Genomic DNA, 24,258 nt, shown 5'->3' with positions numbered 1-24,258 from the left:
TTTGTCACCTCGCTGCCGGTGCGCTACGATGTTCCGTGCTGCCTAGGCAGTGCGCCGCCTTAGCTCAGTCGGCAGAGCGATTCACTCGTAATGAATAGGTCAAGGGTTCGATTCCCTTAGGCGGCTCGCAGGCCCGATCCGAAACGGATCGGGCCAATTGCTTTGTTGGTGAAACTGGAACAGGGGCAAAGTCGGCCCGGCAAGGTTGCCGCAAGCTGAGCAAATGCTGGACGAAAACTCTAGGGCGCTTTAAAGTCAGATCGGTTGCGCTTTGGGGCGAAATAGGGGCGACGTCTGATGCAATGCCCCGACAAATAGTGTTATAAATAGGGCAGCTGTAGTGGTCAGCTGAGCCGCCTTCACCCCAGGCATTGTTTTACGGCGGCGTCTATGACAAGGAGTATTTTCATGGCTTGGAAGACCAAGACCGAGCGTTACATGCTCGATGACTTCGATGGGTCCATTGCCACGCAGGAGATCGCGTTCGCTTTCGAAGGTGTTACTTACGAGATTCACCTGAACGATGAGCGTGCTGAAGAGTTCCGCGCCGCCATTGCCCCGTTCGTTGCCGCTGCCCGCCGTTCCGGTGGTCGTCGTCGGCGCGGCACCGGCCCGGCGGCCACCGGCAGCTCGGATGCCGCCAAGATTCGCGAATGGGCGCGCGAGCAGGGACTGACCGTCCCGGACCGGGGTCGCATTCCGCAGGACGTGCGCGCGCAGTACTACGCCTCGCACTGAACCAACAACCTCCGGCCCCCCACCCGCCTGTGTCCCGCTGTGCGCGAACAAAGGCGGTGGGGGGCCGGAAGTCACTTCTTTTGGCCGCGACGATAGGGGAGCATTACCCCCATGACTTACACACTTGTTTTACTCCGTCACGGCCAGAGCGACTGGAACGCCAAGAACCTGTTTACCGGCTGGGTAGACGTTGCGCTTTCTGATCTGGGCCGCGAAGAGGCGACCAGGGGCGGAGAGCTGCTGCGGGAGGCGGGCATCGCTCCGGATGTCGTGCACACCTCGCTGCTGCGCCGCGCCATTATGACCGCGAACCTGGCGCTGGACGCTGCTGACCGCCACTGGATCCCGGTCAAACGCAACTGGCGCCTCAACGAGCGGCACTATGGCGCCCTGCAGGGGAAGAACAAGACGCAGATCCGCGACGAATACGGGGAAGAAAAGTTTATGGAGTGGCGCCGCTCCTACGACGTGCCGCCGCCGCCGATTGAGCTGGGCTCGGAGTTCTCGCAGGACGCTGACCCGCGCTATGCCGGGGAGCCGATCCCGGCCACCGAGTGCCTGAAGGATGTGCTTGAGCGCATGCTGCCCTACTGGGATGAGGCCATCGTGCCTGACCTCAAGGCCGGAAAGGTGGTGCTGGTGGCCGCGCATGGCAACTCGCTGCGCGCCATTGTCAAGCACTTAGACGGCATCTCTGACGACGAGATTGCCGGCCTGAACATCCCGACGGGTATCCCGTTGGTCTACGAACTGGATGACGAGCTGCGGCCCGTCAAGGCCGGGGGCACCTACCTTGACCCGGAGGCCGCTGCTGCCGCCATTCAGGCCGTGGCCAACCAGGGTAAAGCCTGAGCCAAACCGCAGTTGGGGGGCGGGGTCGTCGGCCTCGCCCCCCAAGCCTCTCTGCTGGCGAAATCCGCTGAAAATCGCGTGAAATCCATGCTAAAATCGGGTGGCGCATTCCAAGGAGGCAAACAACTTATGTCTTTCAAAGTCGGTGAAACCGTCGTTTATCCCCACCACGGGGCTGCCCTGGTGGAAGCGATCACCGAGCGTACGATTCGCGGGGAAAAGCGCACCTACCTGACGCTGCGCGTCAACCAGGGAGACCTCACCATTCAGGTGCCGGCAGACGCCGTGGACCTAGTGGGCGTCCGTGACGTCGTCGACTCCAAGGGCCTGGAGACCGTTTTTAGCGTGCTGCGGGCAGACTACGCCGAGGAACCAACCAACTGGTCCCGGCGTTTCAAGGCAAACACGGAAAAGATCGCTTCTGGCGACGTTGTCAAGGTCGCCGAGGTGGTCCGTGATCTCTCGCGCCGCAAAGTCGGCCGCGGTCCCTCTACCGGCGAAAAGCGCATGCTGGCCCGCGCGCGGCAGATTTTGGTCTCCGAGCTGGCGCTGGCCGAAGGGGTAGACGAAGCCGTCGCCGAAGCGCGGCTCGACGAAGTGCTCGAACTGCCTGCCGAGGACTAAATTGGCCCGGTTGGTGGTGCTGACGGCGGCCGGGCTGGGAACCCGGCTCGGCGCGCAGGGCCCCAAAGCGCTCGTGCGGGTGGCTGGCGCGACTCTGCTGTCGCACGCTCTGACCAACCTTTTTGCCACCTCCGTCGACCGGGCGGTGGTGACCGCCCCCGCGGAGTTTCTCCCAACTTTCCGGGCCGAGGTGGCACGCGGCGGCTGGGCCGATCGGGTCGCCGTGGTGGCGGGCGGGCACACCCGGCAAGCGTCTGTGGCTGCGGGCTTGGCGGCCCTAGCGCCGCAGGCGGAGGACGTCGTGCTTGTGCACGACGCCGCTCGGGCCCTCGCCCCCGCCAGCCTTATCGCCCGGGTCCTGGCGGCCGTGGAGGCCGGGCACGACGCCGTGGTGCCCGGCCTGGCAGTGTCTGACACCATCAAAGAAGTGGCGCCCGGTCCGAGTGGCGGCGAAGTCGTGGTGGCCACCCCGGCCCGCGCTGCGCTGCGGGCCGTGCAAACGCCGCAAGGTTTTCGGGCCCGCACTTTGTTGGCGGCCCACGCCGCGGGCGCGGCTCGAGCCGGGCGGGAGGCCCTGGCGGCCAGCGACGACGCCGGCCTGGTGGAGGCCAACGGCGGCACGGTCGTTGTCGTGGAAGGGGATGCGCGGGCCCTGAAGCTCACCACGCCCCCAGATCTGACTCTCTTCGCGTATTTTGGAGGAACGCGACAAGAGGCCTGACGTGGGAAAGCCGCTAGCCTGGTGCCCGTGAATCGCACCTCGTCTGCCTCGGCTGTCTCGCAAAACGACCCGGTCAAGAATAAGCACGTGTTGTCCTGGGCCTTGTGGGACTGGGGCTCGTCGGCCATCAGCACCGTAGTGGTGACGTTCGTCTTCGCGGTGTACATCACCTCCTCCCAGTTTGGTGACCCAGACGACAACTCGGCGACGCTGAGCTTTGGGCTGATGATCGCCGGTATCTGCATTGCCCTGTTGGCTCCGATTACCGGCCAGCGGGCCGACCGCGCAGGCAAGGGAGTGCGCTGGTTAGCGATTAACTCCGGGCTGGTGGTGGCTTCCACGGTCGCCCTGTACTTCATTAACCCGCGGGGAGACTTCCTGCCGTCGTTCCTGCAGTTCGGGCAAACCCCGCAGGAATCGATGCTGATTATTGGCATCTTCCTGCTCGGGGCGGGCAGCGTCTTCATGGAGTTCGCCTACGTCAACTACAACGCGATGCTCGCCTCGATCTCGACCGAAAAGACCATCGGCCGCATCTCGGGACTCGGGTGGGGACTGGGCTACCTCGGCGGCATCGTGGTGATGCTCCTGGTCTACGTTGGCTTCATCGCCCCCGAGGTGGGGTGGTTCGGGGTGACGGCCGAAAACGGACAGGCCGTGCGGGTATCCATGCTGTTCACGGCCGGTTGGTTCGCGCTCTTCGGCATCCCCGTGCTGATCTCGCAATACCGCCTCAACAAGGCCCGGGCGGCCGCCCGGCTGCTGGAGCGGGCCGACGGGGAGGCCGACGCGGAGACAGTGGCTGGCATGGTGCGTATCGCCGACGCCGGCGGCAAGGGCGAGTCGATCCTCCAGACCTACCGGCACCTGGGCCGCACCATCGCGGCGCTGTACCGCAACAGCCCCTCGGCCTTGCTGTTCCTGTGTGCTTCGGCCGTCTTCCGGGACGGCCTGGCCGGGGTCTTCGCCTTCGGGGGAGTAATTGCGGCCGGGACGTTCGCCTTCACCGACAGCGAGGTGATCTACTTCGGGGTCGCCGCCAACGTCGTGGCCGGCATCGCCACCGTCAGTTTCGGCTACCTGGACGACCGCTTGGGTGCCAAGCGGGTCATCCTTATCTCCCTGTGGTCGATGATCGCCGCCGGCCTGGGCATCTTCCTCTTCCACTCTTACGGCAAGATCGTTTTCTGGCTGCTGGGGCTGGTGCTGTGCATCTTCGTCGGTCCGGCCCAAAGCGCCTCCCGTACCTACCTGGGGCGGCTGATTCCGCCCGGGCGTGAGGGCGAGATCTTCGGCCTGTACGCCACCACGGGGCGGGCCGTGTCGTTCCTGACGCCCGCCATGTTCTACGGCTGCATCAAGCTCGGGCGCAGCATCCTCGGCCCGGACGCCAACGTGCAGTATTGGGGCATCCTCGGCATCGTCATCGTCCTGGCGCTCGGCCTGGGCTTGCTTATGCCGGTGCGCCGCTACAAGGCGCTGCGCGAGGCCGCCCGCACCACCTGGGGCAAGAGTGCCGCCAAGCTGCTGGCGGGTAAGGCCCGGCGGGACGAAAAGAAATCGCGGGAGCTGTGGGGCGTGGAAGAAATTCGCGAGGAAGTCCCGGTGGACGCGTAGGCTGACGCCATGATGCTTCCCCGCACCGGTATCGGCACCGACGTCCACGCTTTCGCCCCGGCGGGCAGCGACCGGCCCCTCATGGTGGCGCTGTTGGCCTGGCCCGACGGGCCGGGGCTGGTCGGGCATTCCGACGCCGACGTCGTCGCTCACGCCCTGTGCGATGCCCTGCTGAGCGCGGCGGGTCTGGGGGACCTGGGGAGTAACTTCGGCACCTCCGAACCGCAGTGGGCGGGCGCCTCCGGGCGGGCGCTGCTGGACGAGACCTGCCGCCGGGTGCGGGCAGCCGGGTTCGTGATCGGTAACGCCGCAGTGCAACTGATCGCGCCGCGCCCCCGCATCGGGGCCCGCCGCAGCGAAGCGGAAGCGGCCCTGACTGCGTGCGTGGGGGCGCCGGTGGCGTTCAGCGCCACCACCACCGACGGCCTAGGCTTTACGGGGCGCGGGCAGGGGGCGGCGGCGGTCGCCACAGCCCTGGTGGTGCCGGAGCAGCGCCCGGGTGCGGGCGGTGCCCAGTAGGCTGGGGGCGTGAGCCTGCAGCTATACGATTCCGCCACCCGCTCCCTGCGTCCCTTCGTGCCGCGCGTGCCGGGGCACGCCAGTATCTATCTGTGCGGTGCCACGGTGCAGGGCAGTCCCCACATCGGGCATGTGCGTTCCGCGCTCGCTTTCGACGTGTTGCGCCGGTGGCTGGCCCGCAGCGGCTACCAGGTGACATTCATCCGCAACGTCACCGATATTGACGACAAGATCTTGAGCAAGTCGGCGCAGGCGGGCGTGGACTGGTGGGCGTGGGCCTACCGTTTCGAGCGCGAGTTCACGGCGGCCTACGACGCGTTGGGCGTGCTACCGCCCACCTACGAGCCCCGCGCCACTGGCCACATCGGCGAGATGATCGCCCTGATCGAAGAGTTGATTGCGGCGGGGCACGCTTACGTCGGTGAGCCCGGCAACGTCTATTTCTCGGTGGCTTCCTTCCCGGGCTACGGCGCCCTGACGCGCCAGGGCGGCGAGGACAATGCCGACGCAGAGCCGACGGCCAACGACAAGCGCGACCCGCGCGACTTCGCCCTGTGGAAGGCCCCGCGCCCCACCGAACCGGCCGATGCCGCCTGGCCGGCCCCTTTCGGCCGGGGACGGCCCGGCTGGCACCTGGAGTGCTCGGCGATGTCTCGGCGGTTCCTCGGACGCGGCTTCGATATTCACGGCGGCGGCATCGATCTGCGCTTCCCGCACCACGAGAACGAGCTGGCCCAGTCGCGGGCGGCGGGCGACGAGTCGGCGGCGTACTGGCTGCACAACGCCTGGGTGACTGTTGCGGGGGAGAAGATGAGCAAGTCACTTGGCAACTCCCTCGTGGTCAGCAACGTTTTGGCCACCCACCCGGCGGCGGCCGTGCGGCTGGCGCTGGTCGGGGTGCACTACCGCTCGACCGTCGAATACTCCGAGCAGACTCTGACCACGGCCGCCACCGTCTGGGAGCGTCTGCGCGGGTTCGTGACCCGGACTGCCGAGGTCACCCCGGCGGTGGGGGGCGATATCGTGGACGTGGAGCTGCCCACCGACTTCGTGGCGGCCCTGGACGATGACCTGAACGTTTCGGCGGGGCTGGCGGTGGTGCACGAGCAGGTGCGGCTCGGGAACGCCGCGCTGGCCGCCGGGCAGGTGGATGCCGCCGCGGCCGCGGGGCGAGCCGTGCGGGCCATGCTCGACGTTCTTGGTTTGGACCCGCTGTCCCCGCACTGGCGGGGTGCGGGCGCGGAGAGCGGTCAGGAGGCGGCCACCAGCCATGCCCTGGGGGTGCTGGTGGAGGAGGCGTTGACCCGGCGGCAGGCCGCGCGGGCGGCCAAGGATTGGGCGAGTGCTGACGCGGTGCGGGACGCCCTGGCGGCCGCGGGGATCGTAGTGGAAGACGGGCCCGAGGGTGCCCGCTGGCGCGTGGAAGGACAGTAACGATGGCAGGAAACTCCCAGCGGCGCGGTGCCGTGCGGAAGACCGGCTCGAAGAAGGGCGCTACAAAGGGTACCGGCGGGCAGACACGGAAGGGCCTGCAGGGGCGCGGCCCGACCCCGAAAGCGGAGGATCGGGTCTACCACCCGGCCGCGAAACGGAAAGCGGCTGCCGAACGGCGGGCGGCGGGACTGCGGGCTCAGCAGCACGGCCCGCGTCTGCGACCTGGCCTCCAGCCCGCCGCGGGCAACGAACTGATCTTTGGGCGCAATCCCGTCACCGAGGCGGTGCGGGCCGGCATCCCGATCGCCCGAGTGTTGATGGCGCCCGGGTTGCTGCAGGACGAGCGGGTCAGCGAGGTGGTGCGCACCGCCACTGCGCTCGGGGCACCGCTGCTGGAGGTCACGCGCGGGGAGTTGGACAAGTTGTCCGACGGGGCCGTGCACCAGGGCGTCGCCATTGAGGTGCCCGAGTACGAATATAAGGATGTTGCCGACCTGCTGGCGCGGGCCGAGCGTGACGCCCATCCGCCCCTCATCATCGCCCTAGACGGGGTGACCGACCCCCACAACCTGGGAGCGGTACTGCGCTCGGCAGGCGCGTTCGGGGCCGATGGGGTGCTGCTGCCCGAGCGGCGCAGTGTCGGCATGAACGCCACCGCCTGGAAGGTCTCGGCCGGAGCTGCCGCACGCGTGCCCGTGGCCCGCGCCACCAACCTGACGCGGGAACTGGAATATCTGAAGCAATCGGGGTGCTTCGTCGTCGGCCTGGATGGCGGCGGCGCTACCACGGTGCGCAACCTCGACCTGGCCACGGGGCCGCTGGTGCTCGTGACCGGTTCGGAAGGCAAGGGGCTGAGCCGCCTCGTGCGCGAAGCATGTGATGTTATCGCCTCAATTCCCATTTCTGGGCGCGTCGAATCGTTGAACGCGGCGGTGGCAACCGGTATTGCCCTGTACGAGATATCGCAACTGCGGGCGCAGAACGAAAGCTGACGTCTACAGTTGCTAGATAACCGAGCGGCGGAGACCCTTGCTGGGGGTTTACTGCATTGAGGCGCGAGACGGTGGCTTGGGAGTTAGCGGCAGGGATGTGTGTACCGACTGGGCATGTCGTGGTTGGTGTTTGGCGTCTGCCCATCTCGCCTTTGGCGCGGCACCACGACCTTGGTTCACCATCTTGCCTTTAGCCCACCATCATGTCCTTAGCTCACCATCATGTCCTTATTTCGGTGTTTTAAGCGCATGATGGTGGCACAAGGGCATGGTGGTGGCACAAGGGCATGGTGGTGGCACAAGGGCATGGCGGTGGCACAAGGGCATGGCGGTGGCACAAGGGCATGGCGGTGGTCGGCCACCGGGCAGTAATTCTCCGAGGGGCGTGAATGTCTAGCCACCAGCCCCGGCTTGCGACTGTCTCCGGGCAGCCCGTGGTGCACCGCGGATTAGTTTTTGCCTGGAATTTTCTTGCGCTCTGTTTGGGGGTGCAATATCGTTTTAGGTGACGCCTAATCAACGGGTGATAGGCGCACAAAGAAAGGCGGCAAGATGCACAACGTGGTCACTGACTTTATTTCCTGGCTCGCGTCCTTGGTCTCGGAGGTCGGAGTGGGCGTCGGCGCACTGTTGGCTGGCGTTGCGGCCCTGAAGTTTGTCGGGAAGTACCGCCCGCGCTCCTAATGCCTGTGACAGGGGCGGGGGACGGAGTCGCCCGCGCCCCTGCCACGCACCCGAGCAGCTAGTCATCGCGTGCCCGGGCAATCCGCCGCCGTGAGCCCGGCCCCGGGGGCAAACAGGTAGCCTTGGCCTGTCGCACCGGACAACTTGAGGAGCTTTCATGCCCGCAGTAGTCGTCCTCGGCGCCCAGTGGGGCGACGAAGGCAAAGGCAAAGCCACGGACCAACTCGGCGCCAACGTCGACTACGTGGTGAAATTCAACGGCGGAAACAATGCCGGGCACACCGTCATCATTGATGGGGAGAAGTACGCGCTGCACCTGCTGCCCTCGGGCATTCTCACCCCCGGGGTGACGCCAGTGATCGGCAACGGGGTGGTGGTGGACCTAGAGGTGTTGTTCCACGAATTGGAGGCTTTGACCGCCCGTGGCGTCGACACCTCGCGGCTCTTGATCTCCGCCGACGCCCACATCATTCCGTCCTACAACCGCACCCTGGATCGGGTCACCGAACGATTCCTCGGTGCTCGGCAGCTTGGCACCACCGGGCGCGGCATCGGACCGACCTACGCCGACAAGATGAACCGGGTCGGTCTGCGCATCCAAGACCTCTTCGACGCCTCCATCCTGCGGCAAAAAGTCGAAGGAGCGCTGGAACAAAAGAACCACCTGCTGGTGAAAATCTTCAACCGGCGGGCCGTCGATCCCCACCACGTGACGGACGAGCTGCTCAGTTACGCCGAACGGTTGCGCCCGCTAGTGGTGGACTGCTCCGCCGTGCTTAACGACGCTCTCGACCAAGGTAAGACTGTGCTCTTCGAGGCCGGACAGGCCACCATGCTCGACGTCGATCACGGCACCTATCCCTTCGTCACCTCCTCGTCGGCTACAGCGGGCGGTGCCTGCACCGGCTCGGGGGTCGGTCCCACTCGCATCGACCGTGTCGTTGGCGTTGCCAAGGCCTACGTCACCCGTGTGGGTGAGGGGCCGTTCCCCACCGAGCTCACTGACGAGGTGGGGGCTGACCTGCGGGCCCGTGGCGGTGAATTTGGGACGACGACGGGGCGGCCGCGGCGCTGCGGCTGGTACGACGCCGTCGTCACCCGGTACGCCAGTCGTGTCAACGGACTGACCGATCTAGTGCTCACCAAGCTCGACGTGTTGACCGGGTACCAGGAGATCCCCGTGTGTGTCGCCTACGACGTGGATGGGGAGCGGCACGACGAAATGCCGATGGACGAATCGTCCTTCCACCACGCCCGTCCCATCTACGAGCTGCTGCCCGGATGGGACGAAGACATCACCGGCGCGCGGGAGTTCACCGACCTGCCGGGCAACGCGCAGCGCTACGTCGAGCGCCTGGAAGAGCTCGGGCGGTGCCGCATCTCTGCCATCGGGGTTGGTCCGGGGCGGGAGGCTGCGATCGAGCGGCACCCGCTGCTGTAGGGGCGCACACAAGCGTGGGGGCCGCCACTGGCGGCCCCCAACACGCATCTAGGGCTGGCTCGGTGGCGCAGTCGGCGGCTGGTCGGGGCCGTACGGCCCGGCCGGAGGCTGCCCGTAGCCGGGGGGTGAACCCGCCGGGGGTGGGGTGCCCGGTCCGTAGCCCTGCGGTGGCTGCCCGGTTGGTCCCGTCGCCGGGGGATAGCCGCCCGGTGCCGTCGGCGGCTGCTGACCGTACGGGCGCCGACGCAGCGCCAGGGCCGCAATCACCGCCACCACGGCGAGGCCCCCCAACACCAACAACCACCACGGCACCTTGCCGCCCAACAGCCCGGACTCCTTGGCGCTGGCCACGATCTTGCCGGGCTGGGCAAACGGCGCTAGATCCGGGTAGCGCACCATGTTCCCGTCGATCTGGCCGCCGGAGGCCTCTTGCACCGGGCCGGGGAACACATATTCCATGGTCAACGTGCCCAGTGTCGGGTTCGCCTCACCCTCTGGACCCATCTGCTCCAGTATCCCGATTCCGCCCCCTTCCCAGGTGACGGTATAAATGTCATCGGCCAGACTGGCTTTGAAACCGGGGGTTGATCCCGGTTCTGATACCTCAGACAAGGGCCGTGGTTTCGCGGTTACTTCGCAGACCGGTTTCTCTGCGCTCCCGACGTTTTCGATTTTGTCAACCAAGGCTGGGTCCACCGAGTCCCGGAAGACCAACTCACAGGGATCCCCGCCCTCGGCCTGCAGCAGTGCTTGGGTCTCTTCCCCCGGGTCGACGCGGAACTTTGCCACGAATTGGGCGTCCGGAGAGAACTCAACACGCATAGTTGCTTGGCAGGCTGCCAGCATGGTGGTGGCCCCCACCAAGGCGCAAGTCAGGCGCCCGATGTGATTTAGTTTCATTTGGCCAGTCAAGCATAAAAGTTTCGCGCTGTCTGCCGCCCCGTTACCGCATTTACGGCAAAACGAGGTAGCGGCAGGCAGCGCGACCGTTAAGGCGCGGTATTGCCTAGAAAAAGTCTCTCATTGCTGGCTCGGGTCTCCTTGACCGGTGGGGGCGTCACCGCTCCCTTCGGCCGCCTGCCGCGGCGGGGCCGCTGACGGCTGGGCGGGCTGGGCAGGCTGCGCGGGACCGGGCTGGCTCGGCGGGGTGGCCGAAGGGTAGCCCGCCCCCGGCTGGGGTGGCTGGGCGGCAGTCGGGGGCACCGGTTGCCCCGGGGAACTCGGCTGCCCCGGAACGGGGGCGGCAGGCATGGTGTAGACCTGCGGTTGGCCGGTGGGCGGTGGGGTGTAGGCCGTCGGCGGGGCAAACGTGCCCGGTTGGGGAATCGTCGTGCGGGCCTCGTCGGGAAGATCCAGGGTGGTCTCGCCGGGGGTGTGTAAGTACTCAAACGGCACATTCGGCTGTGCGCCCGGGCCCTGGTGGTAGGGCTGCGGCCCTGCAGGCGGGGTCTTCTTCCCTAGCACCAGCAATAGCAGCGCGGCCACGAGGGCGGCCACCGAGATGCCCGCCGCCACCAGGCCCCACCACGGCATGTCTCCGAAACTGAAACCCTTCGTCGGCTGTGGGCCGCGCGCCGCCGCATGCGCAAAATGGGCAGCTGCCGCGAAAACTCCGGTGGCTAACGACATGTCATTCCCTTTCCCGTGGTTGTAATGGAAGCAGAGGGAGCAGTTGGCGTACTTTCACCCACTAACTCTCGTCGATCCGGCTGGCTGCGCGCTGACAGTGCGCCAACCCCACGTCCTTGCCAAGTTACCTGGCCAGTTAAACACCCGAAAGCGCTCACCGTGGTGGGAGGCAGGCCCGGACCGCCATACCAGGGGCAAACTGGGGGCGCCTAGCCTCGCCGGGCGTAGGTGGGGTAGTCGCCGGGCCTTTGCTGTTGCAGCAACAGCACCAGAATGATGCCCAGCACGGCCGCGGCGGCGATCGCCCCCAAAACCGCGTACAGGGTCGTGTTGTCTTTCTTGCCCGCAGGTTGCGTCGGGGCAGCCTGTGCACTCGGCGAGATCTCCGGGGCTGGGGTAGCAACAGCGGTGGGTGTGTCCGTAGGGGACGGGGCAGGCCGCGTGGCGGTCGGGGTCGGCGAGGGCGTATGACTGGGGGTGGTGGGAGACGGGGAGGGGGCGAGCTCTTTCGCGCTGTAGGGTTGGTCGGCACCGTTGCTCGGGCCCTTGGCGGAGGCCACGATGGTCCCGCCCTGTTTGAGGTCCTCCAAGGAATCGATGATGACCTTATTGTCGCTGATGCTCCCAATGGAGGAGCTGACCACCGGGCCGGGGAAGACGATCGCGAACGACAATTCCATCCCCGCCGACCGCAGGAGCTGTACGTCGGGGTTGTTGTCAACATCGGTGGGCGGGACCGTGAAGTGCAGCTCGTCGCCCTTCTTCTCCGCCTGGAGGGAGCCAGCTGTCAGCGGTGCCCTATCGGAGCGGAACTCGCAGACGGGGGACGACGCGGTGCCGATGTTGCGATAAGAGGTGAAGCCTTCCGGCAAGCCGTTGCTGGTGGAGTCGGCCAAGCACGGATCAGTGTCACCGGAGGCGAGGGAGCCGAGCGCACCCATGTCCACCACCATCAGCAAAGAGTAAGTGTCGTCCTCGTAGAAGGTGGTGGTGTACTGCACCTTGCAGGCGGTCAAGACCAGCGCCAGCGGCAGCAGGCACCAGGCGGTGAAGCGCCGCCAGCGTGGAGGGTGAGAGCCGAGGATTTCCGTCACGGCGCCAGGGTAGTGAACCGATCCGGGGTGCGGGAGGTGCCGGTGGCGGTCCGGGCCAAAGACGGGGCAGAGTCGGGGCGGCTGTACCCGGATCTGACCGAGGCGCAGCCGGTCGTTCCGCTGACAGCACAAAGTGCAGCGTCTCACATTTCGCCCGGGACCTAATGCGGGTGCAGTGGCCGATTTTTTGCGGTTGGATAGAGAGGTCTGAACGCCCAAACCAATCACCGGCCCACCAAGCGCCGGAGAGATACGCCTCAGGAGGCAAGTTTCATGACTGTGACCGAACAGGACATCCGCGCGGCTGCGCCGGCCAACCTGCCCGAAGACGTCTTCGAGTTCGTTTTGCGCACCGCCGAGCTCGCCAAGCCGAGTGCCGTTTACTTCGCGGACGGGTCGCAGGAGGAGTGGGACCGCCTCGCCGCCGAGATGGTCGCCGCCGGCACCTTCACCAAGCTCAACGAGGAAAAGCGTCCCAACAGCTACCTGGCTCGCTCGCTGCCGAGCGACGTGGCGCGCGTCGAGTCCCGCACCTTCATCTGCTCGGAGAAGGAAGAGGACGCCGGCCCGACCAACAACTGGGCGGACCCGAAGGAAATGAAGGAGACCCTGGCCAAGGTCTTCGACGGGGCCATGCGTGGGCGCACCATGTACGTCATCCCCTTCTCGATGGGCCCGCTGGGTGGCCCCATCTCCAAGCTGGGTATCGAGATCTCTGACTCCCCCTACGTGGTGCTCAACATGCGCATCATGACCCGCATGGGTAAGGCCGCCATGGACCTGATCGCCGAAGGTGGCGAATGGGTGCCGGCCGTCCACACCGTCGGCTACCCGCTGATCGACGCCGAAGGCAACAAGCGCGACGACGTGCCGTGGCCGTGCAACGAGGAGAAGTACATCACCCACTTCCCCGAGACCAACGAGATCTGGTCTTACGGCTCGGGTTACGGCGGTAACGCGCTGCTCGGGAAGAAGTGCTACGCCCTGCGTATCGCCTCGACCATGGCCCGCCGCCAGGGCTGGATGGCTGAGCACATGCTCATCCTGCGCCTGACCGACGAGAAGTCCGGCAAGCAGTACCACGTCACCGCGGCCTTCCCGAGCGCCTGCGGCAAGACCAACCTGGCCATGCTCCAGCCCACCATTCCCGGCTACAAGGTCGAGACCATTGGTGACGACATCGCCTGGATGCGTCCGGGCCCGGACGGGCGCCTGTACGCCATCAACCCGGAAGCCGGCTTCTTTGGGGTGGCCCCCGGCACCTCCTACCAGACCAACCCGATGGCCATGGACTCCATGAAGGAGAACACCATCTTCACCAACGTCGCGCTGACCGACGACGGCGATGTGTGGTGGGAGGGCATGGACGGTGAGCCGCCGGCCCACGCCATCGACTGGCACGGCAACGACTGGACCCCGGAGTCCGGCGAGAAGGCCGCGCACCCGAACTCGCGCTTCACCGTGCCCGCCGCGCAGTGCCCGATCATCTGCGAAGACTGGGAGGCCCCGCAGGGCGTGCCGGTCGACGCCATCCTGTTCGGTGGTCGGCGCGCCACCAACGTGCCGCTGGTGGCCGAGGCCTACGACTGGGAGCACGGCGTGTTCATCGGCGCCACGGTCTCCTCGGAGATCACCGCCGCCGCCCTGGACCTGTCGGTGGGCGCGCTGCGTCGCGACCCGTTCGCCATGCTGCCGTTCTGCGGCTACAACATGGCCGACTACTGGGGCCACTGGCTGGAGATGGGCAAGACCCTGGGCGACAAGGCCCCGCGCATCTACCAGGTCAACTGGTTCCGCAAGGACGAGGACGGCAACTGGCTGTGGCCGGGCTACGGCGAGAACTCGCGCGTTCTCGACTGGATCGTGCGGCGTGCGGCCGGCGAGGCCCAGGCCACTGACGGGGTGACCGGGCGCTACCCGCTGAAGGAAGAGTTCAACCTGGACGGCATCGAGGTCTCCGAGGCGCAGTGGGACGAGCTGTTCAAGATCGAGCCGGAGCGGTGGCTGGCCGAAGCCGACATGACCGAAGAGTACTTCGAGCAGTTCGGGGACAAGGTTCCCGCCGAGCTGCGCGAGCAGCTGGCCAAGCTGCGTGAGCGCGCTGGGGCCTGATAGGTAACCCGCGCAGCAGGGGGCGGCCAATTGGCCGCCCCCTAGCTATATTTGCCGCTCAGCAGTAGCGGAGCATCAGCGTCCCCTCGGCGTCAGCGACCTCCAGCTCGATGCCACCCAGTGAGGTAGAGACCTGTACGGCCCGCTGTCCGACCTGGTACAGGCGCGAGAGGTGACCGGAGCTGCCGGTTTCCTGCAGCAGCGGGGAGCCGTACCGCTCGGTGAGCAAGTCCGCCAACTGCCAGGCGTAGCGCAGGCTGTCGTGGCCGTCGTAGAGCCCGTCCTCCAGTGACGGGCACAGCTCAATCCGGGTGTCGTCGATGTCGGCCCCCAGGGTGCGCGAGCTAGTTTTCCGCACTGTGGCGTGCCAGCCGTCGCCGACCAGCGCGGGCCGCCCCCAAATCTCGCCCGGCTGGGCTCCCGCGGCCGTGAGGGCGGTCGTGGCGGCCACGCCCTGGAGCAGTTGGTCGACCAGGGCTGACGCCTGCGGGAAGCTCAGACCCAGTTGTAGGGGCACGGGCGCGGGACGCGGGCGGCGCGGCGGCAACGACGGCGAAGCGGGAGACGCGGCGATGAGGGCGCGCAACTCGTCTAGGCTGATGCCCGCGCGCGGGGTGTCCGCAAGCGGCTCGCCGAACTCGTCTACGAGGAGATCATCCACCGGCTCGCTTGGCTTCGGGGGATGGGGGCACATGCTGAAACCCTCGACGTCGAAGAACTCGACCCCTGCCAGGTTGCTGCCGCCCGCCAGCCCCGCCACGACGTCGGTCATCTTGACGGAACCACTATCCAGCAAGGCGCGCGGCACCAGCAGTTGCACCTCGTCCCCCTGCGCGCCAAAGCCGTACACGTCAACGCCTGCTGGGGTGCCAGTGAAGGAGACGCCGCCCCACGGCGAGTCTGACCCCATATTGAACAAGTAGGCCAAGCGCGCTTCTCCTGATGGGGCTAAGGGACGGATCAATTGCCGCCAAGCTGGTGGAGTGAGTGCCAGGTCGCGCGGCAGACAGTCCAGAACCCTGCCGACCGTGTCAGCGAACTGCTCCCACGTGCCGACCAGTACGTCACCCCCTAGCCAGGTGGAGTCCGGCAGGCGACCGAGAGCCGCGGCCCACAGGTAGGGCGGGAGGAGGAACGGCGAACAATTCTTGAAGGCGCGGTATTCATAGTTGTCCACTACCTCGGTCCCACAACCCCGGACGGTGAGAGAAAAGAAGGGACTGCGGTAGCGCGCCTGCGCAGCTATCTCGACGATCCGGGCGCCCCGATACCAACGGAACGTTGCGCCTGGCCCGTTTAGTTGCTGCGGTGGCCCGCCCAGCAGCTCGGCGGCCGCCAACAGGAACGCGTGTACGTCGCTCTCCGTCAGCTCTGCCTCCTGCAGCCCCGCCACGCGACGGGCCAATTCCAGTTCTACCTCCATGGCAGTCCTCCCGGGGTCCAGGTCCCAATGCAAACTTGTATCCCACCGTAGGACACCGGTGGGCCGCGAGGGGCCCGTGGGCGACGGGAATCGTCCGGTGGGCGGCCTGGAGGTTGGCGAGGTTGCGCAAGTGGCCCGTGGGCGACGGGAATAGGCACCGGGTGGGGGCAGCCGGAGTTGTCCATCGACGGGGAGCAGAAATCGTCGCAGTTTCGCGACCTAGGACCGGTCGCGTTTCGGGCCCATCCCACGTAGATTCTCTCTGTGGGTAGCGTGAAGTAGCGTTGTACCCAGGCCGGTGGCAGGCAACAGGGGCGCCTGAAGTGTGTGGAGAAGGAGGCAGGGTATGGCTGACGTAGTGCGGGCTGACGGATTCGACTGGGTGATTGTGCCCAGCGCGCAGGAAGGCGAAGTGGTCATGGGCGTGTCCATCGCCTACGGACTGCTCGATGAATCAGTCGAATCGCACAACACGCTGCGCTTCTTGGCCGAACAGTTGAAGATCGCCCTGCGGGACCCGAAGCTGCGGCCCGCCGGCGGCCTGGCCCCGACGGTGAACGTGGGGGCGTTCGCCGCGCGTTTCGACATCCGCATCGCCGGGTTCCCCGAGAGTGTGGAAACCTCGTGGCGGCGCCTAAAGGAACTGTTTGCCGATCCGGTGGGACTGCCCACCGGCGTCGACTACCTGCGCTTATCCCACCCGTGGCGTGACGACATCGCCGTGCGGATGGGACAGTCGACGCTGGCATCCGCCGGGCTGGCGGGCTGGGTGGCGGACGCCCCCGCGCGCGCTGCGGAGCTGCTGCGCTACCTCGACCCGCACGCGGGCAATCGGCGCGCCGTCTTCTACGCCTCGGATCGTGCCCTAGTCGACGGGGAACTAGACGCGGAGTTGACGTTCGACGACTTCGCGGCCGCCGTGGGCTCTCTGCACGTTGATAGCGCGGAGACGACCAGCACGGTGGCGACCCAGTCGGTGACCAGCCCCGTTGCTGTTGAGTGGCAGGTCGCGCCGCTGCTGCCGGGGGCCAGTGGCCCGGCCACCGTCGCCACCCCGATGCGGTACGTGCTGTTTTCCGTGGTGGGACCGGCGACGCTGGCCACCTACTGCGCCGCACAGATCATGCTGGACCAGATAAAGGTCCTAGCGAAGGCCATCGCGCCGAAGTTCGACTTCGAGCTGACCACCATCCTGCTGGGCAAGGCACTGTTGGTCACCTTCGAGCTCAAGCGTGACAGCCTCGAACCCGCTGTGCAGCGGCGGCTGTTGCGCACCTTCCTGCGCCACACCGAGCAGGTGCCAGCAGAGTTGTTTGCGGCGGCCGCCCAGCAGGGCCAGGCCGTGCTGACTGCCAACCGGACGATCAACCGCCTGCTGTTCGATCTGCCCGACGAAGAAAGCGTCAGCGAACAGCAGGTGCGCAGCGCCTTCTACGAACTGCTGGGAACCGTGCACTTGGCCGAATCGTCTGCCTACCTGCAGGAGCACGGCCCGCTGGAGGGCTACCCCCTGGTCAACGCCGAGCCGCAGGTCGAGCAGGGGCGAGTCTTTACGTCGTGGATCCCCGCGGAACAGGACCCGGGCTACTACAGCGCCGCCTCCGAAGTCGTCGTCAACGACCAGGCGCTGCTGGTGCGCTACCGCGTGAGGCGCACGGGGCTGCTGGAGACCCGCAGCGTCGACTTGCAACGGTTGCACGCGGCACTGCCCCTCCGGGACCACCAGATCATGCTGGTCGACAAGGACGCGCGGTTCGTGGTGCTCGAACCGCGGCTCTATCGGCAGGGCGACGAGCTGCGCCAGCTGCTAGCGGCCGCCACCGCGGGCGTCCCCAGGTGGACGGGTAGCCCGCCCATCACCTGGGAAATCGACCCGTGGCCACTGGCCCAAGCCGAGCAGGAGCGGATCCGCCGCGCCCGGCGGCGCCGCTGGTTGGTGCTGGTGGCGCTGCTCGTGCTCGCTATCGGCATGTGGTGGGCCCTGTCACTAACTGGACAGTCCGAGGCGGCCACCCACCTGGCGGAATCCCTGCTCGGGTGGGAATTGCCGGGCGGCCCGGCCACCGGGTAGCGAGCCCGCACCGGGGCCGACTGCCTGCCTGCCGACTCGGCCCCGGTAGGCTGGGGAGGGTGAAGATCCTCCTGCTTGGTTCTGGCGGGCGTGAACACGCCCTGGCCCGTGCATTGAGCGCGGACCCTGCCACCACCCTGTTAGCAGCGCCCGGAAACCCGGGCATCGCCGCCCATGCCGAACTACTGGACCTCGACCCCCTAGCTGGCCAGGCCGTGGCGGCCGCCGCGCAGGCACACCAGGTGGACCTGGTGGTCGTCGGCCCAGAAGCGCCCCTGGTGGCGGGAGTGGCTGACGCGGTGCGCGCCGTCGGCATCCCCGTCTTTGGGCCGTCGCGGGCCGCCGCCCAGCTCGAAGGCTCCAAAGCCTTCGCCAAGGAAGTGATGGACGCTGCCGGGGTGCCCACCGCGCAGGCCCGCGTCTGCTCCACCCTGGCCGAGGTCGAGGCGGCGTTGCGGACCTTCGGGCCGCCGCACGTCGTGAAGGACGACGGCCTGGCCGCCGGTAAGGGCGTCGTGGTCACGGACGATTGGGAGCAGGCCCGCGCCCACGCCGCCGCCTGCCTGGGGCTGCCTACCGACGCGGCACCGGATGCGCCCGCCGCCCCGGGCCGCCGCGTCGTCATCGAAGATTTCCTCGACGGGCCGGAAGTCTCCCTGTTCTGTGTCTGCGACGGGGAGCGGGCCGTGCCACTGGCCGCCGCCCAGGACTTCAAACGCGCCTTCGACGGCGACGCCGGGCCCAACACGGGCGGTATGGGGGCCTACTCGCCGCTGCCCTGGGCCCCGCCCGGCCTGGCGCAGGAGGTGGTAGACACTGTCGCCCAGCCGGTGCTGGCCGAGATGGCCCGCCGGGGCACCCCGTTTGTCGGCCTGCTCTACTGCGGGCTGGCCTTGACCGCGCGCGGTCTGCGGGTCGTCGAGTTCAACGTCCGTTTCGGTGACCCGGAGACCCAGGTGGTTTTGGCTCGCCTGCGGTCGTCGCTGCCGGAGCTGCTGTACGCGGCCGCTACCGGGGCCTTGGCGGACCTGCCCGCCCCTGTCTGGGACGACGGCGCCGCCGTCACCGTCGTCATCGCCGCCCCCGGCTACCCGGGAGAGGTCACCACCGGCGGGACGATCACCGGGGTGGCGGCCGCCGGGGCGCTGCCTGCCACCCACGTCATCCACGCCGGTACCCGCCTAGTTGCTGACCAACTGGTGGCCGTCGGCGGGCGGGTGCTGTGCGTCGTCGGCCAGGGGGCCGACGTGCCTGCCGCCCGCGCCGCGGCCTACGCGGCTGTGGACGCCATCAACCTGCCCGACTCCCACCACCGCAAAGATATTGCTGCCCGAATCTGAAAGGCTGTCATGACTGAGTACACTTCGCCGACCCCCGGCATTGCCGACATTGGTGTGACCGGCATGGGCGTCATGGGCTCTAACCTGGCCCGCAACCTGGCCCGCCACGGGCACACCGTCGCCCTGCACAACCGCACCGACGCTAAAACTGACGACGTGCTGGCCCGCCACGGCGCGGAAGGCAACTTCGTGCGGACCCACGGCATGGACGACTTCGTGGCCAGCCTGGCCCGGCCGCGGGTGGCCATCATCATGGTGCAGGCCGGGGCCGCCACCGACGCGGTGATCGAGCAGCTGGCCGAGCGCATGGAAGAGGGCGACATCATCGTTGACGCCGGCAACTCGCTGTTCACCGACACACGCCGTCGGGAGGCCGCGCTCCAGGCGCGCGGCCTGCACTTCGTCGGCACCGGCGTCTCTGGCGGGGAACAAGGGGCCCTGGAGGGCCCGTCGATCATGCCGGGCGGCACCCGGCAGTCCTACGACCGGCTCGGCCCGATGCTGGAGTCGATCTCGGCGCACGTGGACGGTGAACCGTGCTGCACCTACGTCGGGCCGGACGGTGCCGGGCACTTCGTGAAGATGGTGCACAACGGCATCGAGTACGCCGACATGCAGCTGATCGCCGAAGCCTACGATCTGCTGCGGGTTGGGTTGGGCGAGCCCGCCCAGGAACTGGCCAAGATCTTCGCCGAATGGAACTCCGGGGACCTGGAGTCCTACCTGATTGAGGTCACCGCCGAGGTGCTGGGGCACACGGACGCCGCCACCGGGCAGGCCTTTGTTGACATCGTGGCTGACGCGGCCTCCCAGAAGGGCACCGGCCGGTGGACCGTGCAAAACGCCCTCGACCTGGGGGTGCCGATTACCGGCATCGCGGAAGCCACCTTCGCCCGTTCCCTGTCCGGGGCGAGCGCTCAGCGGGCCACCGCCCGCGCCGCCCTGCCGGGGCAGGACCAGCACATTGAGGTCACCGACCGGGCCGCGTTCATCGAGGACGTGCGGTTGGCGCTCTACGCCTCCAAGCTCGTGGCCTACTCGCAGGGCTTCGACCAGATCGCAGCCGCCTCCGCTGAGTACGGATGGGACATCGACCTGGGGGCCATGGCCCGCATCTGGCGTGACGGCTGCATCATTCGGGCGCGCTTCCTGGGGCGCATCACCGAGGCCTACAGTCGCAACCCGGGACTGAACCTGCTGCTCGCCGACGACTATTTCGCCGAGATCATGGGCCGGGCCCTGCCTGCGTGGCGGCGCATCGTGGCGGCCGCTGCCCTCGGTGGGGTGCCGACCCCGGCGTTCGCCTCCAGCCTGGCCTACTACGACGCGGTCCGGGCCCCGCGCCTGCCCGCCGCGCTCATCCAGGGGCAGCGCGACTACTTCGGCTCGCACACCTACGCGCGCATCGACAAGGACGGCAAGTTCCACACGCAGTGGGCGCAGGAAGGCCGCCCGGAAGAACAGTGGTGAGGCGGTGAGTCAGCCGCGGGTGCTCCACGTCAACGACGTGGCCTACGTGGGCTCGACGCTGGTGAACTACGCCTTCGCCATGGGGCACCCGTGGCGCTTGGCGGCCTTGCCGGTTGGCGGCGCCGGGCGGCCCGGGCGCTTCGTGGCGCGCCGGGCCGCCGCCCTGCCCGGCTTCCTGGCGGCCCGCGCCCGCGCCGACGTCACGCACGTGCACTACGCCCCCAACGGCTACCTCGGGTGGGGCGCCAAGCGCTTCGTGCTGCACTGCCACGGCAGCGACCTGCGGCGGGACCTGCAGTCGCGGACCCTGGGGCCGCTGGCCCGCCGGTCGCTGCGGGCCGCCGACGCCGTCGTCGTCGCCACCCCGGACCTGCTGCCGCTCGCCCAAGAGCTGCGGCCCGACGCGCTGTGGCTGCCCAACCCGGTCGCGGAGCTGTTCTTCGTGCGGCTCGGCGCGGAGACCGTGCCCGGGCGCGTGGTGTGCAACATGCGCTGGGAGGAGGCCAAGGGCGCGGCCGAACTGCTGGCCGGGGTGCGGGAGCTGTGCGCCGCGGGCGTGGAGGTGGTCGGCCTGGATTGGGGGCCCGCCGCCCCGCAGGCGGCCGCCGCCGGGGTGCACCTGGTGCCCAAGACGCCGCCCGCGGAGTTCCGGGAGCTGCTGGCCAGCGCTGCGGTGGTGATCGGGCAGCTGGGGGAACCGATACTGACCCTCAGCGACCTGCAGGCCCTGGCGCAGGGCAAGCCCGTCGTTGGGCGGGACGCTTATGAGGGTGCGCCGCTGCGCGACCCGGGTGGCGACCTGGCCGCCACCGTGCTGCGGGTGCTCGCCGAGGAGGACGCCAAGGGGCCAGCGCAGCGGGAGGCCGACGCCTCGGCCCGGCGGGCGTGGGTGCGGGCGCGGCACGGGGAAGCCGTGTGCCTGGAACGCCTGCAGGAGCTGTACCGCGCGCTCGGGGCGTGAGGGGGCGGGTGGGGGCGGATGGGGCGCAGGGGCGGATGACCTGCGATCCGGAGCGGCCCGCCCCTCGCGGGGCGTGGGGGCGCGTGACCGTCATGTCCTTGGGGCACCATCATGTCTTTGTTGCACCACCATGCCCTTAAAACACTGAATTAAGGGCATGGCGGTGCGTTAAGAGCATGGTGGTGCGTTTAGAACATGATGGTTGTAGGCAAAGGGGCATGGTGGTGCGTTTAGCGCATGGCACTCGTGGACAAAAGAGCATGGTGGTGCGCTAAGGCCATGACGGTGCGGCGCGGGCGGGGCGGACCCGCAGCGTGCAGCGGCTCAGGGCGTGGGCGCCGACCGCCCCGCCCCGCGCCCCCTAGCGCACCAGCGCCGAGGCCCCGGCGAAGCGCAGCGGGCTGTCGCGATGCCACAGGTGGCGCAGGCGCGGGGTGCGCAGCCCGGCGGGCCGCATGAAGGTGGCGCGCCGACGCGCCGCCAGTGCGGCGATCTGCTCGCCCGTCGCGGCGGGGTCGAGCACGGCGGTCAGTACCGCGTTGTCCGCCACCGACAGGTGGGCGCGCGCCGCCGGGACCGCCGCCTCCACCTGCCTGATCGCCGCCTGCAGGTGGGCGCGGGTGGCGGAATCCGCCAGCTGCCCCACCGCGCGGGCCGTGATCGCGGACATGATCTGTCCGCGCAGGAACTTCACCGCCACGGCCAGGCGTGCGGGGTCGGGCAGTGCCTGCCACTGCGGCGAGGTCAGGTACCGGTCCAGCGACGCCAGCTCGACGTCGGCGGCTCGCCCCGTCGACGTGTGATCCCCCAGGTCCCCCACAATGTAGGCCGGTCCCCGGTCGGCCACGATGCGTCGTCCGCTAAACCACAGCGGGTACGAGAAGAACAAGTCCTCGCCTACCGGCAGGCCCTCGGCGTAACGCAAACCCAACTCCGTGATCGCCGTCCGGCGCGTCAGGCCCAGATGCCCCACCCGGTAGACCAACCGGTCCTTCACCGGGTCGAGCACGCGGGCGCCCGGGCGGGTCGGGGGAGTGCGCACGACGCCGCCCCCCTGCCGCCGGTGCCGCGGCACGACGGCCGCCGCGTCCAGCCGGGACCCGGTGGCCACCCAGTGGTCCAAGGCCCCCGGGGCCAGCCAATCGTCGGAGTCGACGCTGGCCACCCATTTAGCCTCCACCGCCGCCAACCCCAGGTTGCGGGGGGCGGCCGCCGACGGGAAAGCGTCGTCGCACTGCAAGAACCGCACCGCCTCCCGGCCTGCCAGCGCCGAGTAATCGGCCAGCTGGGACGGGGCCAAGCGGTGCGTGATGACCGTGGCCCGCACCCGCAGCTGCGTGTGGTCCAGCACGGAGGCCACCGCCCGGCCCACCGCCCGGTCGGCGCGGTGCACCGGAATGATGACGTCGACGTCCCAGCTCACGAATGCAACGCCTCAATCGCCCGCCGCCAACCCTGCACCGTGGCTTGTGCGCTGAGCGCGTGGGCGGCCGCATGCGACGCCGCCTTCGCGGCCTCCACACGCGCGGGCGTTAGCGACTCCAGGGCCGCGGTCAGCGCCTCCACCGTGAACTCGGCGGCCACCACCCCCAGCCCGTGCTCGTGCACCAGGCGCGCCATCTCCGGGGACGGGCCGATGGCCAGCGCCAGGCGGGCCTGCACGAAGTCGAAGAACTTGTTGGGCAGCGCCCACCGATTATTGAAATTGACGGGCGGCAGCAGGTGCACCCCGACGTCGTACTTGTTGAGGGTGGCCACCAGCTGGTGGTACGGCACCGCGTCGTGGATGGTGATGCGCGCGTCGCCCGCCACCTCGGCGCGCAGGCGCTCCAGGTAGGCCGGGTCGTTCGGCGTCAGGTACAGGTCGAAAGTGACCTCGCGCTCCAGGCGCCGCACCGCCGCAATCATTAGCTCTAAGAAACGGTCGTCGCGTGCGGCCCCCGAATGGACCAGCGCCAAGGGCGCGGACACCGGGGTCGGGGCGAGGTCCGCGTACGGGGTGGCGTTAGTGACCACCGCCGGGTCGATGCCGAAGTTGCGGCGGTACTCGTCAGCGATGTGCTGCCCGACCGTCGTCGTTGAGCGCGCCTGCGTGACGAAGTGGCGCACCTGCCAGCGCATGTACGGGGCGACGAACCAGCGCCACCGCGGCACGTCCTCCTTCTCCCGGGGCGAGTATTCGTGCAGGTCGGCGTGTACCCCGTAGCGGGGCCGCAGGGACAGGGCCAGGCCGACGGTGTCGATGTCGTCCGCCAACACGCAGTCGAAGTCCTGCCCCGCCAGGGCGGCGCGCGCCCACCGCACGGCAGGTGACGACCAGTAGGCCCGCCGGTACTGGCGCAGCAGCGTCCAGGCGCGGCTGCGCTGCCAGTAGATGTGCTCGTCCGGGATGGACAGGTGCCGGGCCACCCCCTGCGGGGCGGGGCCGTAACCGCAGGTGACCACCTCGTAGTCGGCGGCAAACAGCTCGATCTGTTTCAGTACCCGCGCGTCAGCAACCAGGCGCGAAAACGACACGATAAGCAGCTTCATCGAC

21 protein-coding genes and 1 tRNA gene are annotated in these 24,258 nt (G+C 68.2%); 16 read left to right on the top strand and 6 right to left on the bottom strand.

The features are described from left to right. The first annotated feature begins 53 nt into the window (after positions 1-53). From BSZ40_RS10290 to BSZ40_RS10245, 11 genes are all read left to right on the top strand, one after another. Positions 54-126: transfer RNA gene (locus tag BSZ40_RS10290), tRNA-Thr, on the top strand. Between the two features lie 282 nt (positions 127-408). Then, positions 409-738 (top strand): histone-like nucleoid-structuring protein Lsr2, encoded by a 330-nt coding sequence (locus BSZ40_RS10285; protein WP_073826079.1) that lies wholly within the window; start codon positions 409-411, stop codon positions 736-738. 111 nt (positions 739-849) lie between these two features. Next, positions 850-1,590, top strand: coding sequence for a phosphoglyceromutase (locus BSZ40_RS10280; RefSeq protein WP_073826077.1), 741 nt, complete (start codon positions 850-852; stop codon positions 1,588-1,590). 129 nt (positions 1,591-1,719) lie between these two features. Next, entirely contained in the window at positions 1,720-2,214 is a 495-nt protein-coding gene (locus BSZ40_RS10275; protein WP_073826075.1) for a CarD family transcriptional regulator, read from the top strand. Position 2,215: 1 nt separating this feature from the next. Next, the gene (gene ispD, locus BSZ40_RS10270) at positions 2,216-2,935 is read left to right on the top strand and encodes a 2-C-methyl-D-erythritol 4-phosphate cytidylyltransferase (protein ID WP_073826072.1); all 720 of its coding nucleotides are present in this window, start codon (positions 2,216-2,218) and stop codon (positions 2,933-2,935) included. 27 nt (positions 2,936-2,962) lie between these two features. Continuing rightward, positions 2,963-4,552, top strand: coding sequence for an MFS transporter (locus BSZ40_RS10265; RefSeq protein WP_084542802.1), 1,590 nt, complete (start codon positions 2,963-2,965; stop codon positions 4,550-4,552). A 9-nt stretch (positions 4,553-4,561) separates the two neighbouring features. Then, positions 4,562-5,071 (top strand): 2-C-methyl-D-erythritol 2,4-cyclodiphosphate synthase, encoded by a 510-nt coding sequence (gene ispF / locus BSZ40_RS10260; RefSeq protein WP_073826068.1) that lies wholly within the window; start codon positions 4,562-4,564, stop codon positions 5,069-5,071. 9 nt (positions 5,072-5,080) lie between these two features. Beyond that, complete coding sequence (gene cysS / locus BSZ40_RS10255; RefSeq protein ID WP_073826065.1) at positions 5,081-6,505, top strand: cysteine--tRNA ligase; 1,425 nt, start codon at positions 5,081-5,083, stop codon at positions 6,503-6,505. A gap of 2 nt (positions 6,506-6,507) precedes the next feature. Continuing rightward, positions 6,508-7,497: a 23S rRNA (guanosine(2251)-2'-O)-methyltransferase RlmB gene (rlmB, locus tag BSZ40_RS10250; RefSeq protein ID WP_073826064.1), complete on the top strand. Its 990-nt coding sequence runs from the start codon at positions 6,508-6,510 to the stop codon at positions 7,495-7,497. A gap of 552 nt (positions 7,498-8,049) precedes the next feature. Beyond that, a complete protein-coding gene (locus BSZ40_RS12440) occupies positions 8,050-8,181 on the top strand; it encodes a hypothetical protein (protein WP_281246650.1) in 132 nt (43 codons plus the stop codon). A 157-nt stretch (positions 8,182-8,338) separates the two neighbouring features. Continuing rightward, positions 8,339-9,622 carry an adenylosuccinate synthase gene (locus BSZ40_RS10245; protein ID WP_073826061.1) on the top strand — a complete coding sequence of 428 codons (1,284 nt, stop codon included), beginning with the start codon at positions 8,339-8,341 and terminating at the stop codon, positions 9,620-9,622. A gap of 48 nt (positions 9,623-9,670) precedes the next feature. Here the strand turns inward: BSZ40_RS10245 and BSZ40_RS12435 are convergent, their stop codons facing one another. From BSZ40_RS12435 to BSZ40_RS12430, 3 genes are all read right to left on the bottom strand, one after another. Further along, positions 9,671-10,522: a hypothetical protein gene (locus BSZ40_RS12435; protein ID WP_073826059.1), complete on the bottom strand. Its 852-nt coding sequence runs from the start codon at positions 10,520-10,522 to the stop codon at positions 9,671-9,673. A 120-nt stretch (positions 10,523-10,642) separates the two neighbouring features. Continuing rightward, positions 10,643-11,251, bottom strand: a complete 609-nt coding sequence (locus tag BSZ40_RS10235) for a hypothetical protein (protein WP_073826057.1) — start codon at positions 11,249-11,251, stop codon at positions 10,643-10,645. Between the two features lie 209 nt (positions 11,252-11,460). After that, a complete protein-coding gene (locus BSZ40_RS12430) occupies positions 11,461-12,345 on the bottom strand; it encodes a hypothetical protein (protein WP_073826055.1) in 885 nt (294 codons plus the stop codon). A gap of 273 nt (positions 12,346-12,618) precedes the next feature. Here BSZ40_RS12430 and BSZ40_RS10225 point away from each other — a divergent pair, with 273 nt between their 5' ends. Next, complete coding sequence (locus tag BSZ40_RS10225; RefSeq protein ID WP_073826053.1) at positions 12,619-14,457, top strand: phosphoenolpyruvate carboxykinase (GTP); 1,839 nt, start codon at positions 12,619-12,621, stop codon at positions 14,455-14,457. Positions 14,458-14,515: 58 nt separating this feature from the next. Here BSZ40_RS10225 and BSZ40_RS10220 read toward each other — a convergent pair whose 3' ends face one another. Then, positions 14,516-15,880, bottom strand: coding sequence for a hypothetical protein (locus tag BSZ40_RS10220; protein ID WP_073826051.1), 1,365 nt, complete (start codon positions 15,878-15,880; stop codon positions 14,516-14,518). Positions 15,881-16,226: 346 nt separating this feature from the next. Between BSZ40_RS10220 and BSZ40_RS10215 the strand changes: the two genes are divergently transcribed. Genes BSZ40_RS10215 through BSZ40_RS10200 form a run of 4 tightly spaced genes read left to right on the top strand, consistent with a single transcriptional unit; the run spans position 16,227 to position 21,722 of the window. Continuing rightward, entirely contained in the window at positions 16,227-17,951 is a 1,725-nt protein-coding gene (locus BSZ40_RS10215) for a hypothetical protein (RefSeq protein ID WP_073826049.1), read from the top strand. A 59-nt stretch (positions 17,952-18,010) separates the two neighbouring features. Further along, positions 18,011-19,291, top strand: a complete 1,281-nt coding sequence (purD, locus tag BSZ40_RS10210; protein WP_073826046.1) for a phosphoribosylamine--glycine ligase — start codon at positions 18,011-18,013, stop codon at positions 19,289-19,291. Positions 19,292-19,300: 9 nt separating this feature from the next. Further along, entirely contained in the window at positions 19,301-20,761 is a 1,461-nt protein-coding gene (gene gndA, locus BSZ40_RS10205) for an NADP-dependent phosphogluconate dehydrogenase (protein WP_073826043.1), read from the top strand. Positions 20,762-20,765: 4 nt separating this feature from the next. Further along, positions 20,766-21,722: a glycosyltransferase gene (locus tag BSZ40_RS10200; RefSeq protein ID WP_073826041.1), complete on the top strand. Its 957-nt coding sequence runs from the start codon at positions 20,766-20,768 to the stop codon at positions 21,720-21,722. Between the two features lie 361 nt (positions 21,723-22,083). Here the strand turns inward: BSZ40_RS10200 and BSZ40_RS10195 are convergent, their stop codons facing one another. Together BSZ40_RS10195 and BSZ40_RS10190 are read right to left on the bottom strand one after the other, a co-directional pair. After that, positions 22,084-23,145 carry a glycosyltransferase family A protein gene (locus BSZ40_RS10195; RefSeq protein WP_073826039.1) on the bottom strand — a complete coding sequence of 354 codons (1,062 nt, stop codon included), beginning with the start codon at positions 23,143-23,145 and terminating at the stop codon, positions 22,084-22,086. Then, the gene (locus tag BSZ40_RS10190; protein ID WP_342741925.1) at positions 23,142-24,254 is read right to left on the bottom strand and encodes a glycosyltransferase; all 1,113 of its coding nucleotides are present in this window, start codon (positions 24,252-24,254) and stop codon (positions 23,142-23,144) included. Before BSZ40_RS10190 ends, BSZ40_RS10195 begins: the two co-directional genes overlap by 4 nt. Between the last annotated feature and the right edge of the window lie 4 nt (positions 24,255-24,258).

The organism is Buchananella hordeovulneris, assembly GCF_001907235.1.
Taxonomy (GTDB): domain Bacteria; phylum Actinomycetota; class Actinomycetes; order Actinomycetales; family Actinomycetaceae; genus Buchananella; species Buchananella hordeovulneris.
Note: the sequence above shows the minus strand (reverse complement) of the source record. Positions and strands in the feature narration are given on the sequence as shown.

Coding starts and splice junctions, on each gene's coding strand:
- BSZ40_RS10285 (WP_073826079.1), top strand. CDS start 409: ATGGCTTGGAAGACCAAGACCGAGCGTTACATGCTCGATGACTTCGAT.
- BSZ40_RS10280 (WP_073826077.1), top strand. CDS start 850: ATGACTTACACACTTGTTTTACTCCGTCACGGCCAGAGCGACTGGAAC.
- BSZ40_RS10275 (WP_073826075.1), top strand. CDS start 1,720: ATGTCTTTCAAAGTCGGTGAAACCGTCGTTTATCCCCACCACGGGGCT.
- ispF (WP_073826068.1), top strand. CDS start 4,562: ATGATGCTTCCCCGCACCGGTATCGGCACCGACGTCCACGCTTTCGCC.
- rlmB (WP_073826064.1), top strand. CDS start 6,508: ATGGCAGGAAACTCCCAGCGGCGCGGTGCCGTGCGGAAGACCGGCTCG.
- BSZ40_RS12440 (WP_281246650.1), top strand. CDS start 8,050: ATGCACAACGTGGTCACTGACTTTATTTCCTGGCTCGCGTCCTTGGTC.
- BSZ40_RS10245 (WP_073826061.1), top strand. CDS start 8,339: ATGCCCGCAGTAGTCGTCCTCGGCGCCCAGTGGGGCGACGAAGGCAAA.
- BSZ40_RS12435 (WP_073826059.1), bottom strand. CDS start 10,522: ATGAAACTAAATCACATCGGGCGCCTGACTTGCGCCTTGGTGGGGGCC.
- BSZ40_RS10235 (WP_073826057.1), bottom strand. CDS start 11,251: ATGTCGTTAGCCACCGGAGTTTTCGCGGCAGCTGCCCATTTTGCGCAT.
- BSZ40_RS10225 (WP_073826053.1), top strand. CDS start 12,619: ATGACTGTGACCGAACAGGACATCCGCGCGGCTGCGCCGGCCAACCTG.
- BSZ40_RS10220 (WP_073826051.1), bottom strand. CDS start 15,880: ATGGAGGTAGAACTGGAATTGGCCCGTCGCGTGGCGGGGCTGCAGGAG.
- BSZ40_RS10215 (WP_073826049.1), top strand. CDS start 16,227: ATGGCTGACGTAGTGCGGGCTGACGGATTCGACTGGGTGATTGTGCCC.
- gndA (WP_073826043.1), top strand. CDS start 19,301: ATGACTGAGTACACTTCGCCGACCCCCGGCATTGCCGACATTGGTGTG.
- BSZ40_RS10190 (WP_342741925.1), bottom strand. CDS start 24,254: ATGAAGCTGCTTATCGTGTCGTTTTCGCGCCTGGTTGCTGACGCGCGG.